At 74.1% G+C, this 11,341-nt stretch carries 11 protein-coding genes; 4 read left to right on the forward strand and 7 right to left on the reverse strand.

What is annotated here, in order from left to right:
• The first annotated feature begins 306 nt into the window (after positions 1 to 306).
• Positions 307 to 2,445: a SpoIIE family protein phosphatase gene (locus AOK09_RS29850; RefSeq protein ID WP_055590352.1), complete on the forward strand. Its 2,139-nt coding sequence runs from the start codon at positions 307 to 309 to the stop codon at positions 2,443 to 2,445.
• Positions 2,446 to 2,478: 33 nt separating this feature from the next.
• Here AOK09_RS29850 and AOK09_RS29855 read toward each other — a convergent pair whose 3' ends face one another.
• From AOK09_RS29855 to AOK09_RS29875, 5 genes are all read right to left on the reverse strand, one after another.
• Positions 2,479 to 3,570: a DUF2637 domain-containing protein gene (locus AOK09_RS29855; protein ID WP_055590353.1), complete on the reverse strand. Its 1,092-nt coding sequence runs from the start codon at positions 3,568 to 3,570 to the stop codon at positions 2,479 to 2,481.
• An 86-nt stretch (positions 3,571 to 3,656) separates the two neighbouring features.
• Complete coding sequence (locus AOK09_RS29860; protein WP_055590354.1) at positions 3,657 to 4,508, reverse strand: (2Fe-2S)-binding protein; 852 nt, start codon at positions 4,506 to 4,508, stop codon at positions 3,657 to 3,659.
• Between the two features lie 52 nt (positions 4,509 to 4,560).
• On the reverse strand, positions 4,561 to 5,355 hold the full coding sequence (locus tag AOK09_RS29865) for a hypothetical protein (protein ID WP_245687544.1): 795 nt from the start codon (positions 5,353 to 5,355) through the stop codon (positions 4,561 to 4,563).
• A gap of 207 nt (positions 5,356 to 5,562) precedes the next feature.
• Positions 5,563 to 6,366 (reverse strand): hypothetical protein, encoded by an 804-nt coding sequence (locus tag AOK09_RS29870; RefSeq protein WP_245687542.1) that lies wholly within the window; start codon positions 6,364 to 6,366, stop codon positions 5,563 to 5,565.
• 272 nt (positions 6,367 to 6,638) lie between these two features.
• Positions 6,639 to 7,580: an NADP-dependent oxidoreductase gene (locus AOK09_RS29875; protein ID WP_055590355.1), complete on the reverse strand. Its 942-nt coding sequence runs from the start codon at positions 7,578 to 7,580 to the stop codon at positions 6,639 to 6,641.
• 101 nt (positions 7,581 to 7,681) lie between these two features.
• On the opposite strand from AOK09_RS29875, the gene AOK09_RS29880 reads away from it, so the two are divergent.
• Positions 7,682 to 8,095 (forward strand): winged helix-turn-helix transcriptional regulator, encoded by a 414-nt coding sequence (locus AOK09_RS29880; protein WP_055590356.1) that lies wholly within the window; start codon positions 7,682 to 7,684, stop codon positions 8,093 to 8,095.
• 51 nt (positions 8,096 to 8,146) lie between these two features.
• Here AOK09_RS29880 and AOK09_RS29885 read toward each other — a convergent pair whose 3' ends face one another.
• On the reverse strand, positions 8,147 to 8,923 hold the full coding sequence (locus AOK09_RS29885) for an HNH endonuclease family protein (RefSeq protein ID WP_245687543.1): 777 nt from the start codon (positions 8,921 to 8,923) through the stop codon (positions 8,147 to 8,149).
• A 272-nt stretch (positions 8,924 to 9,195) separates the two neighbouring features.
• Here AOK09_RS29885 and AOK09_RS29890 point away from each other — a divergent pair, with 272 nt between their 5' ends.
• Positions 9,196 to 9,804, forward strand: a complete 609-nt coding sequence (locus tag AOK09_RS29890; RefSeq protein ID WP_055590358.1) for a nucleotidyltransferase family protein — start codon at positions 9,196 to 9,198, stop codon at positions 9,802 to 9,804.
• 7 nt (positions 9,805 to 9,811) lie between these two features.
• Here the strand turns inward: AOK09_RS29890 and AOK09_RS29895 are convergent, their stop codons facing one another.
• On the reverse strand, positions 9,812 to 10,597 hold the full coding sequence (locus tag AOK09_RS29895; protein WP_055590359.1) for a dioxygenase family protein: 786 nt from the start codon (positions 10,595 to 10,597) through the stop codon (positions 9,812 to 9,814).
• A 98-nt stretch (positions 10,598 to 10,695) separates the two neighbouring features.
• Here AOK09_RS29895 and AOK09_RS29900 point away from each other — a divergent pair, with 98 nt between their 5' ends.
• Positions 10,696 to 11,169 carry a MarR family winged helix-turn-helix transcriptional regulator gene (locus tag AOK09_RS29900; protein WP_055590360.1) on the forward strand — a complete coding sequence of 158 codons (474 nt, stop codon included), beginning with the start codon at positions 10,696 to 10,698 and terminating at the stop codon, positions 11,167 to 11,169.
• The last annotated feature ends 172 nt before the right edge of the window (positions 11,170 to 11,341 follow it).

The following is an 11,341-nucleotide window of genomic DNA, read 5'->3' on the forward strand; positions in this document are numbered from 1 at the left end:
CACCAGTTCCGTCTGCGCCCCCGCCACCACCTCCCGCCCGGGTCGGGGTGCGGCTGCGCCGCCCGGCGCGCCCCGCCTCCGGCTGGGTTAGCCTCGATGACGGTGCGCCCGGCGCACCTGTTCGGATGTGCGGCAGACCGCGAGGTGACCGGCATTGCCGCTCGGGCGAACATCCGCGAGGATGAAGAGAATGTGTGCGGTCCGGCCCGGGCCGCGTCGACAGGGAGCGGCAGGAGAACCATGGCGACTGAGCCCGAGCCACAGGGGCCTGCCCGCCGACCGCCGTTCCGTCCCCCGGAGCAGAGCGTGCGCGAGCGTGAACGTGGAGCCCGGGACCGGGCCCTGCGCGGTGCCTATGTGGCCGCCGCCTCCCGGGGGGTCCCGATCCCCACCGCCGACTCGGCCCCGGAGTGGCTGGAACCGGCGATGGCTGCCAACGGCATCGGCTCCTTCGACTGGGACATCCGCCGGGACCTGCTTGAGGGCGATCTGCGCGCCTGCCGCATCCTGGGCCTGGATCCCGACCGCTTCGACCGCTCCTCCGAGGCCTTCCTGGCGCTGCTCCACCCCGAGGACGCCCCAGTGGTGCGCCGCCGCGTCGAGCGGGCGGTGGCCGAACTCGGCCAGTGCGGCGCCTACTACCGCACCGTCCACCCCGGGGGCGAGCTGCACGCCGTCCGCTTCCGCGGCCGGGTGCTGGCCGACGCCGAGGGCCGTGCCTCCCGGATGGTCGGCTTCGTCTGGGACGCCACCGCCGAACTCCACAAGCGCACCCGTGCCGACCGGATGGCGGTGCTGCGCGAGGAGCGCACCCGCTTCATCAAGGAGGCGGCCCGGGCCCTGTCCGAGGCGGTCACGGTCCGGGACGTCGCCCGGGTCTTCACCGAACTGCCGCTGCCGGGGCGTCCGCCGGACGGCCTGGTCCTGGCCGCGCTGGAGAACGGGCGGCTGCAGATCCTCGGCGCCACCGGCTACCGCGCCGAGGCGATCGCACCCTACGACCGCACCCCGCTGGACTCGAACCACCCGGCGGCGGACGCCATCCGTACCCGCACGCCGGTCTTCATCGCCAGCCGGGACGAGTACCGGGAGCGCTATCCGCAGGCCTGGCCCCGGGTGCGTCCGCTGGGCCGCAGCTCCTGGGCGTTCCTGCCGCTGGTCGCGGGCAGCCGGCCGATCGGGGTCTGCCTGATCAGCTTCGAGGACGACCGCGAGCTGGACGGCGACGACCGGACGCTGCTCTCCACCCTCGGCGGACTGGTCGCCCAGTCGCTCGCCCGGGCCCGCCTGCACGACGCCGAGCACGAGCTGGCCTCGGGGCTGCAGCGGGTGATGCTTCCCCGCCGGGTGCCGCCCGTCCCGGGCACCACCACCGCGGTGCGCTATCTCGCGGCCGGCACCGGTCTGCAGATCGGCGGCGACTGGTACGACGTGGTGCCGCTGCCCGGCGGCCATGTCGGGCTGGTGATCGGTGATGTGCAGGGCCACGACGTGCATGCCGCCGGAGTGATGGGTCAGCTGCGGATCGCGCTGAGGGCCTACGCGGCCGAGGGGCATCCGCCGGCCGCGGTGATGGCACGGGCCTCCCGCTTCCTCGCGGACCTGGACACGGGCCACTTCGCCACCTGCACCTACGCCGAGGTCAATGTCGAGTACGGCGTGGTCTACGCCGTCCGGGCCGGGCACCTGGATCCGGTGGTGCGGCGCAGCGACGGCTCCACCGTGGTGCAACCGGTGGTGGGCGGTCTGCCGCTGGGCATCGCGCCCGAGGAGGAGTACCAGGTCACCCGTTTCACCCTGGACCCGGGCGAGGTGGTGCTGCTCACCACCGACGGACTGGTCGAGGCCCGCGCCGTCGACCTGGACGAGGGCATCGAACGGCTCCGCCGGCTCGTCGGCGAGCCGCTGCCGGACCGCGCCGACGGAGTCGAGCCGCTGGAGGTGCTGGCCGACCGCATCGCCGCCGAGGCCGCCGACTCCGCCGAGCGCGAGGACGACATCGCGCTGCTGCTGATGCGCTGGGACGGTCCCGTCGGCGGTGTGCCGCAACTGCAGCTGCGCCGCCGGATCGGCCAGGCCGACCTGGCCCGGATCTCCGAGGTGCGCGGTGAACTGAGGGACGCGGTCACCCGCTGGGGCGTACCCGAGCTGGCCGACACCGCCGAGCTGCTGGCCTCGGAGCTGATCACCAACGTCCTGGTGCACACCGACCGGGACGCCATGGTGACCGCGCGCCTCTACCGGGACGCGGCCGGGCCGGCCCGGTTCCGGCTGGAGGTGGAGGACGACTCCGACCAGTGGCCCACCCGGCGCACCCCCGGCGAGCAGGCCTCCTCGGGGCGGGGCCTGATGCTGGTGGAGGCGCTCGCCGACTCCTGGGGTGTGGAGCCGCGCGGCAGCGGCAAGCGGATGTGGTTCGAGCTCACCGCTGCCGCCCCGGTGTGACCGCGGTCCTCGCGGTCGCCCCGGGGCGGCCGGTCAACCGAGCTGCTGCTCAAGGTGTTTGAGCTTCTGCTCCAGTGAGTCCAGGGATCCCAGTGCGTCCGAGGAGTCCAGTCGCGGCAGGGTCAGGGTGTCGTCCTCCGCGCTGAGGTCGAAGGTGCGCGCCGGCCTCGCAGCCCGGGCCGTCGCGGGCCCCGGCTCCCCGGCCCCGGCCGTCGCGGCGGCCTCCGGCCCCCCGGCGGGCGCGGCTATGGCAGGCTCCGCGCCGACCTGGTCGTACCCACCCGGCTCGCCCGCCGCCTGCAGCACGGGCACCCCCGGGCGCTGTCCGCGTGGGCGGCCCCATCCCCCGTGCGACCGGCTGAGGGCGCGGATCTCAGCCCGCTCGCGCCGGTCGGCGACCCGGCGGCGCTCCCGGTCGGCCGCCTTCTCCCGGCGGTCGTCGCGCACCTCCTCGACGGCCTCGTCGAGGCTGCGCACCCCCTCCAGCAGCATCAGCGACCAGGCGGCGTAGGTCTCCCTGGGCGCCCGGATCCAGCGCACGATGCGGATCTGCGGCAGCGGACGCGGCACCAGGCCCTGTTCGCGCAGCGCCGCCCGGCGGGTCTGCTTCAGCGCCCGGTCGAAGAGCACGGCCGCGGAGAGCGACATCCCCGCGAAGAACTGCGGCGCGCCCGCATGGCCGCCGCCGCGTGGGGCGTGCACCCAGTTGAACCAGGCGGACGCGGCGGCGAACAGCCACACCAGCATCCGTGAGCCCAGGGCCGCGTCCCCGTGGCTGGCCTCGCGGACCGCCAGCACCGAGCAGAACATCGCGGCCCCGTCCAGGCCGAAGGGAACCAGGTACTCCCAGCCGCCCGACAGATTGAGGTTCTGGGTGCCGAAGCCCACCAGCCCGTGGAAGGAGAGCGCGGCAGCCACCGCGGCGCAGCAGAAGAGCAGCGTGTACGAGGCGATCCCGTACACCATCTCCTTGCGCCGCCGCCGTTCCTCGCTGCGCTCCCAGGAATCGCTGCCGGCCCGGGTGTCGCCGCCGCGGGTGCGCAGAAAGGCCAGCAGCGCGCCGACGACCACCAGCGCCGCGGCGCCCGCCGCGGTCCAGACGGCCGGGAAGTCGGAGAGTCTCATGGCGGACCATCCTGGCGGAGGATGCGCGGATGCACGGCTGATTCGGTGTCAATCCACCATTGCGGGGGACTCTGAGGGATTATGTATTACTTGTCGGTCCGGCCTGTCGGCTGTGGGTCCCGGCAGCTGCGGGGGCAGTTGAAGCACACCTCGGCGGGACGCACGGTGTAGTAGAGACAGCAGGTCACCCGGGTGCGGGTGCGCATCGGAGCCCGGTCCGGCCCCTGGTCGAGCATCCGGAACCCGGCACCGCCGGCGAACGGTGCGGTGGAACCCGGCAGCAGCAGGTCCAGCTCGGCTGCCGCCCGCTGCTCCTCGCCCAGCAGACCGCCGACGTACCAGAGTCCCTCCACCACCTCGTCGGTGGCCATCCCCCACAGGGTCCGCGGGCCGCGCCGCAGCCGTGGCCGGAAGGCCGCCAGCAGCGGCTCCAGATGCTCCGTCAGCGCCGCCAGCAGCTTCGCCCGCAGCGCCGCCTCGTCGGCCACCACCCGGGCGCCGGGCAGCCCCGCCGCAGGGTCGCCGGGCAGGCAGGCGAAGGAGTCCACCCGGACGGCCATCCGCCCCCCGGCGCGGTTCACCGAGACCGCGGTCACCGGCAGCCGGGGCACCCTGCGCTCCAGGAACCACGGCACGGTGAAGAGCAGGCAGGCCGACCAGGCGTAGCGGTGCAGGGAGAATCCGGCCGCGACATCCGGCCGCAGCGGCTCCCCGTAGTCCGCGAGGCCGCGCTGCTCCTCCTCCGCGACCAGCCGGGCCGGCACACGGGGATCCCCGGCGATCTCGGCCGCCGTGATCCAGCCGCCGCCCGAACGCGGCCCGGTCGGCTCCACCCGTAGGCCGGGGAGGACCTCGGCCAGCCGGGCGTAGGCGCCGGCGCAGGGGAGGTCGTCCGCGAGGGAGGCGCGCGAGGGCAGGGTGATGGCGGCGGTGTGCATGGCGCAGTGGCCCGTCGATAGGAGACAACGGCTCGGACAGGTAAGGCTAACCTTAGCTGACCTTGCCGTCGGCCGCCTCCGCGCCCTGCCGCTCCTCGACCGCGGGCTGTCCGGCCATCCGCGGCAGCGCCCCGGACGCGCCGCCGCCCGACAGCAGCCCCGTCAGCCACACCGGCACCCCGCCCAGCGCCCCCACCAGCCGCGCCGCCTCGGCCCGCAGCCGGATCGCCTCGGCCGCGTCGGACGCCTCCGCCAGGGAGACCAGCGCGGGCGCCACCCCCACGGTGAACCCCAGCTGCTCCCTCAGCCGCAGCGACATCGTGAACCCCTCCCGGGCCGCGGCCCGGTCGCCCTCCGCCAGCGCCAGCCCCGCCAGATGCCGGGAGGTGTGCGAGCGCAGCAGATCGTCGCCGCGTTCTGACGCACCCTCATGTGCCCGGGTGAAGGCGGTCCTTGCGGCGGTGGGGTCATGGAGCAGGTTCTCGGTCACCAATCCCCGGCGGAAGTCCAGCAGGGGGCGACCCGGGGCGTCGGGGGCCAGCAGGGCCGAGGTGCGGCCCAGCGCCGCCTTGGCCTCGTCCGCCCGGTCCCGCACGCCCAGCAGTGTCGCCGTGTACGCCAGAAACCCCCGCTCGCACGCGGCGGCGGCCCGCTGCTCCGGGTTGCGGGCGGCCGCCTCGGCCTGCCGCAGCGCCGTCTCCGCCGCCTCCCAGCCGGCCGCGGTGTAGAGGCACTGCTCGATCAGCAGCTCGGCGCGCCGCAGCGCCGCCCACGGATCCCGCCCGGCGAGCGGTGCCAGCAGCTCCGCAGCCTCCGTCCAGCACGCGCGTGAGCGCAGCCGCCACACCGCGTCGCCGCCGCCTGCGGGTGCTCTCGGGAGCGCCCGCCACGGGCCGACCGGGGCTGCTTCGTGCTCCGACAACGCCACCTCCTCGTGCGCGGTGTCCGGCACCAGGGACCGCCGATGCGGAATTTCAACATGCGGACGAGCTTGTGCGCCAGATCACGAACGGGGCCGGTTTTCTGACACCCCGTTGACCAGCGACGACTGAGATCAGGATGTGGAACCGGTGCGCAGCAGCGTGCGGCCCGCGTCATTGGCGGGCTGCGGCACCCCCGCGAGGTCCAGCGTGAACAGCGCCACCAGCAGCTGCTCGGCCCGCACCAGCGCCTCCCGTGAATAACCCGAAAGAGTGAACATGGCAGCCACGGCGTCGGCCGCGTGCAGGGTGCCCAGCCACAGGCACTCCACGGCCCGCAGATCGGCCGGCTCGGTCCAGGTGTCCACCTGGGCCACCAGCCGGCTGCCCAGCAGCCGGACGCCGTCGCGTTCCTGGGCCTCGGAGAGCTCCAGTCCGCCGAAGCCCAGCCACTCCAGGAAGCGCGCCGCCGCCATCACCGCGTCCTCCGAGGTGCGCACCGGATGCGGCCGGAACGGCGGGCGCTGCCGGACCGCGGCCTGCTGCCGCGGCGCCGCGGCGGGTGCGGACGGCGGTACGGCGAGGGGTGGCGGCCCCTGCACCGCGCCGCCGCCGGACCGGGGCGCATGGTCCACCGGGAGCCGCACCGTGGCACCGCAGTTGCAGGTGAACTCGGGCTGCGGCCACTGGTCGGACCGTCCGCACTGCGGGCAGCGCATCGCCAGCCAGGAGTCCTCCCAGGAGCGGAACCGCACCTGCACCGGTACCCCGCCGCGCAGCAGGGGCACCTTCAGGGAGGCACCGCATGGACAGGGCAGCAGCGGCGACTGGTACAGGTGCTCCCGGCGGCAGGCCGGGCAGCGGACGGGCCGCCCCGCGGCGGGCGGGACCCCGGCTCCGCGGGCCGCGGACTCGTCGGGCGTCGGCGTTGCGGACATCGTGCGCACCGTCCGTTCGGCTCGGGGAGTGTGCTCGGCCTCCATGCTCCACGATCCGCGGGCCCCCCGGCAGGGCTTGTGGAAATCCTCAGGGGGCTCTCAGGGATGCGCTCCTCCACCGGTACCCCCTCCGACCGGCCGCCCCGGAGCGCGTCCCGGGCGGCCGGGCGTCACCCCCGCGGGCGGCCGCCCGGCCTCCCCGGTGTCCGTGGGCCCGGTGCCGCCCGCCCCGGCGGCGCCGCCGCGGCCCGGTCGGGACCGGCGCCGTCCGCTCACACCGTGATCGCCAGCTTGCCCTGCACACCCCCCGCGGCCAGCAGGTCGTGCGCCTCGGCCAGCCTCTCCAGGGGGAAGACCCGCTGCAGGTGGACCCGTAGCCTGCCCGCCTCCACCAGCTCGGTCAGTGCCTCCAGTCCGGCCGGGTCCGGCTCCACCCCGACGGCCGCGAAACGTACGCCGGCCTGCTCGGCCAGCCCCGGCAGGGTGGTGCTGAGCCGCTCCACGGCCGTCACCAGCAGGCCGCCCCGCCGCAGCACGCCGAAGGAGCGTTCGGCGTTTCCGCCGCCCTGGGTCTCCAGCACCACGTCCACCGGTTCGTCGTGGAGCACTTCCGTGTAGTCCTGGGTCCGGTGGTCGATCAGCCGGTCGGCGCCGAGCTTGCGCAGGAAGTCGTGCTTGCCGGCACTCGCCGTGCCGACCACCTCCGCGCCGAGGTGCCTGGCCAGCTGTACGGCGACATGTCCGAGGCCGCCGCCCGCACCGTGGATCAGTACGCGCTGCCCCGGCTGCAGCCGGGCGATCTCCACCAGCGCATGCCAGGCGGTCAGGCCGACCAGCGGCAGCGCCGCGGCCTCCTCGTGGCTGATCGTGGCCGGTTTGCGGGCCAACTGCCGTGCGGGGGCGACGAGATACTCGGCGTTGGCGCCGGCCGCGGCCGGGAAGTACGGCATCCCGTAGACCTCGTCGCCGGGCTTGAAGCGGTGCACTCCCGGATCGACCTGCTCGACCACCCCGGAGACGTCCCAGCCCAGCACGAACGGGGGCCCGCCCAGCAGGGGGAAGGCGCCGGAACGGACGAAGAGTTCCACGGGGTTGACGCTGGTCGCCCTGACCCGGACCAGCACCTGGGTCGGTCCCGGCGCGGGCCGGGGTGCGTCCTCGACGAGTTCCAGAACCTCGCTGCCGCCGAAGGTCTTCTGAGTGATCGCGCGCATCGTCCTGCACTCCTGTTCAGAGGATGTCCTGGGGATGTCCCCATCCTCGACGGGCCGGTACCCGTTGAACAGAAGGCACTTGAAAGGTATACAGGTACCTCATGGGTACTACTGACGACCTGCGGTTTCACGGTGGCGCGGACGCCTATCTGGCCGCCTGTCCCTCGCGCCAGATCCTGGACGTCCTCGCCAACAAGTGGACCATGCTGGCCATGGGCGCACTCTCCGGCGGCACGCTGCGCTTCGGCGAGCTGCGGCGCCGCCTGGACGGCATCACCCAGAAGATGCTCACCCAGACCCTGCGCACCCTGGAACGGGACGGCCTGGTCACCCGCACGGTCTACCCGACGATCCCGCCGAGGGTGGAGTACGCCGCCACCGGACTGGGCGAGAGCGTCACCGCGCTGATGCACGCGGTCCGGGTCTGGTCCGAGGAGAACATCGACGCCGTCCTGGACGCCCGTGACGCCTATGACGCGCGTGCCGCCCAGGAGGTGCGGCCGGTCGTCGTCTGACCACCCGCGGTCGGGCGGCGCCCCGGCCGGGGCGGCGGGCGGCACGAAGCCTCAGCCGCCGCACTGCTCCAGCATCGCGGACTTGTCCGCCGTGGTGACGGGCAGTTCGTACTTCAGGGAGACCTGGGCGACACGCACCGCGTAGGAGCAGCGGATCCGCTTGTCCGGCGGGAGCCAGCTCGCCGGACCCGAGTCGCTCTTGGCGCCGTTGGTCGGCCCGTCGACCGGGATGAGGTTGAGCGGATCGTTGGCGATGTCCTCCCGCTTGTCCTTGGACCAGTGGGCCGCGCCCATCTGCCAGTCGTAGGAGAGCGGCATCACATGGTCGATCTGGACCGTGGTGGCATGGGACTTCGTCCATGCGATGGTCCTGCCGGTGTAGGGGTCGTGCAGGGTCATCGAGGTGACGATGCAGTTGGAACCGCTGCGGAAGCGCACATTCTCGCCGTCGCGCTTCAGCAGGTCGTTGCGTGAGTCGCACCCGTTGTGCGCGAAGGGCACATTGCCGGGGGCGGAGTCCATCCAGGCGTAGCCGAACCGGTCCCTGCTGTAGCCGGTCTTGGGGCCGCGCCCCTTGGTGCTCACCTTGCCGATCAGCGCCCGTGCCCTCGCCATGTCCGGGGCCGAGGTGATCGCTGCCAGCCCCGGCTTGGTGCCGTCGGGGTTGTCCAGCGGGTTGGTGCCCGATCCGGCGGAGTCGCGGGAGTCGGCGGACGGCTGCGAGGTGGTGGAGTCCGCTCCGAGCCCGCCCAGCGTGGAGGAGGAGCAGCCGGTGAGGGCCAGCAGGAGGACGGCGGAGGCGGATATGGCGGGGCGGCTCTTGCGCACAGGTGTCTCCGGCGGGGCTGCGGGGCGGTTCCCTCCCCAGCACACCAGGGTGCATAACGGGACGTCAAGGCCGCGTGGAGGCTGGGCGGCGACAGGTGGCGCAGGTCACGGCGGTGCGCCCGGAGTGCACGCCAGGCGGCCCCGGCGTCCCGGAGCGGCGCTTCGTCACCGCGCCGCGATGATCGGTGCGGTCGGTGTGCCAACCGGTACGCGGCCCGGTCATGGCGGAGGGTCGCTGCCCGCACCGTCCGGCGGTGCGGCAGGCTGGACCCATGGCAGAGGTGACGGCGGGGGTCGCCGGGCTGGTCCTGGCGGCCGGTGCGGGGCGCCGGCTCGGCGGCCGGCCCAAGGCGCTGCTGGACTACCGGGGCCGGCCGCTGCTGGAGCACGCGGTGCGCGCCGTCCGCGGCGGCGGCTGCGCTCCGGTCCATGTGGTGCTGGGCGCGGAGCGCGAGCGGGTGGCGGCGGCCGCGGACCTGTCCGGCTGCGCCGTGGTGCCCAACCCCGACTGGCCGCAGGGCATGGGTTCCTCGCTGCGGGCCGGTCTGGCGTCGCTGCCACCGGACTGTCCCGCGGTGCTGGTGATGCTGGTGGACACGCCGGGTGTGACGGCCGAGGCGGTGGCCCGGCTGCTGGCCGCGCACCGGTCCGGGGCCCGGCTGGCGGCGGCGGCGTACGGGGGCCGCCGGGGTCATCCGGTGCTGATCGGCGCCTGCCACTTCGCCGAGGCGGCGGCGGGCGCCCGGGGGGATTCGGGCGCCCGGGCGCTGCTGGCGGCGCATGCCGCCGAACTTCAGCTGGTCGAGTGCGGGGATGTGGCGGTGGCCGGCGATGTGGACACGCCCGAGGACTGGGCGCGCTGGTCGGCCGCGGGGGGTTGACCGCCGGTCAGCCGAGCTGGATCGACCGCTTGGCCAGCCCCATCCAGAAGCCGTCGATGACGCTGCGCTGGGTGGCCAGCTCCTCGGCGCCCGCGCCCAGGGTGACGAAGAGCGGCGCGAAGTGCTCGGTACGGGGATGGGCCAGCCGCCCGGCGGGGGCCTTGCGCTCGAAGTCCAGCAGGGCGTCGACGTCCCCGGCCTCCAGAGCGCGGCGCCCCCAGTCGTCGAACTCGGCCATCACTCCGGGGACCCGCCCGTCCGGGCTGATCGCGCGCAGGTTGTGAGTGAAGAAGCCGCTGCCGACGATCAGGACGCCCTGGTCGCGCAGCGGGGCGAGCCGGCGGCCGATCTCCATCAGCCGCTGCGGGTCCAGCGTCGGCAGTGACACCTGCAGCACCGGGATGTCCGCGTCGGGGTACATCTCCACCAGCGGGACGTACGCCCCGTGGTCCAGCCCCCGGTCGGGGATGTCCTGCACCGGGGTGCCGGCGGTGCGCAGCAGTTTGCGCACCTGGTCGGCCAGCTCGGGCGCACCGGGCGCCGCGTAGGTCACGCGGTAGTAGTGCTCCGGGAAGCCCCAGAAGTCGTAGACCAGTGGCACGGTGCTGGTCGCCCCCAGCGCCAGCGGGGCCTCCTCCCAGTGCGCGGAGACCATCAGTACGGCGGTGGGCCTGGGCAGTCCGGCCGACCAGGCGGCCAGCTCGCCGGGCCAGACCGGGTCGTCGGCCAGCGGCGGGGCGCCGTGCGAGAGGTAGAGGACGGGCATCCGCTCGGACGTGGGTGCGGTCGTCATGGTGCTCCTTCGGCGCTGTCCGCAGATTGTTCGGATTTGAACCTCCATCCCGAAGGTAGCGCATGATTCGAATTTGAACAATCGCGTACCATGAAGCCATGGGCAACCCCGACACCAGATGGCTGGACGACGAGGAGATGCGCGCCTGGGAGGGCTTCCTGGCCGCCGGTGCACTGCTCAACCGCAGGATCGAGCAGCAGCTCAAGGAGGAGGCCGGGCTCTCGCACCCGCAGTACGAGATCCTCGTCCGGCTGGACCGCGCCCCCGGCGGCGAACTGCGGATGACCGAACTCGCCGACACCCTGCTCACCTCCAAGAGCAACCTCACCTACCAGGTCACCCAGCTGGAGAAGAGCGGCCTGGTCCGCCGCCGCTCCTGCCCCACCGACGTCCGCGGGGTCTTCGCCGTCCTCACCGGGGAGGGCCGCCGCCGGCTGGAGGCCGCCGCCCCCGGCCATGTGGCCCTGGTCCGCAGGCTGCTGATCGACGTGCTCAGCCGGGAGCAGCTCACCGTCCTCGCCGACGGGTTCGGCACCGTCAGCCGCCGCCTGCGCGACCCCTCCGCCGACTGACCCCCGGCGAAGCGCCCGGTTCACCGGCCAGAAACAGGGCGCCGCTAGAATCAGGCCGTACCCCGCAGGCCGACGCCGTCCCGCACCGACCTCCCAGCACCGGCCCCACAGGGCCGACCAGGAGCCGTCACGTGGCCGCTGACCCGCGCCCGTACCGAACCCTCCCCCACAC

This window comes from Peterkaempfera griseoplana, assembly GCF_001418575.1.
In the GTDB taxonomy this organism is placed as follows: domain Bacteria; phylum Actinomycetota; class Actinomycetes; order Streptomycetales; family Streptomycetaceae; genus Peterkaempfera; species Peterkaempfera griseoplana.

What these genes read in the sequence shown, in the direction of transcription:
- AOK09_RS29890 (WP_055590358.1), top strand. Translation starts at nt 9,196, where the DNA reads ATGGCAGAGGTGACGGCGGGGGTCGCCGGGCTGGTCCTGGCGGCCGGT.
- AOK09_RS29860 (WP_055590354.1), bottom strand. Translation starts at nt 4,508, where the DNA reads ATGCACACCGCCGCCATCACCCTGCCCTCGCGCGCCTCCCTCGCGGAC.
- AOK09_RS29870 (WP_245687542.1), bottom strand. Translation starts at nt 6,366, where the DNA reads ATGTCCGCAACGCCGACGCCCGACGAGTCCGCGGCCCGCGGAGCCGGG.
- AOK09_RS29875 (WP_055590355.1), bottom strand. Translation starts at nt 7,580, where the DNA reads ATGCGCGCGATCACTCAGAAGACCTTCGGCGGCAGCGAGGTTCTGGAA.
- AOK09_RS29880 (WP_055590356.1), top strand. Translation starts at nt 7,682, where the DNA reads ATGGGTACTACTGACGACCTGCGGTTTCACGGTGGCGCGGACGCCTAT.
- AOK09_RS29900 (WP_055590360.1), top strand. Translation starts at nt 10,696, where the DNA reads ATGGGCAACCCCGACACCAGATGGCTGGACGACGAGGAGATGCGCGCC.
- AOK09_RS29895 (WP_055590359.1), bottom strand. Translation starts at nt 10,597, where the DNA reads ATGACGACCGCACCCACGTCCGAGCGGATGCCCGTCCTCTACCTCTCG.
- AOK09_RS29855 (WP_055590353.1), bottom strand. Translation starts at nt 3,570, where the DNA reads ATGAGACTCTCCGACTTCCCGGCCGTCTGGACCGCGGCGGGCGCCGCG.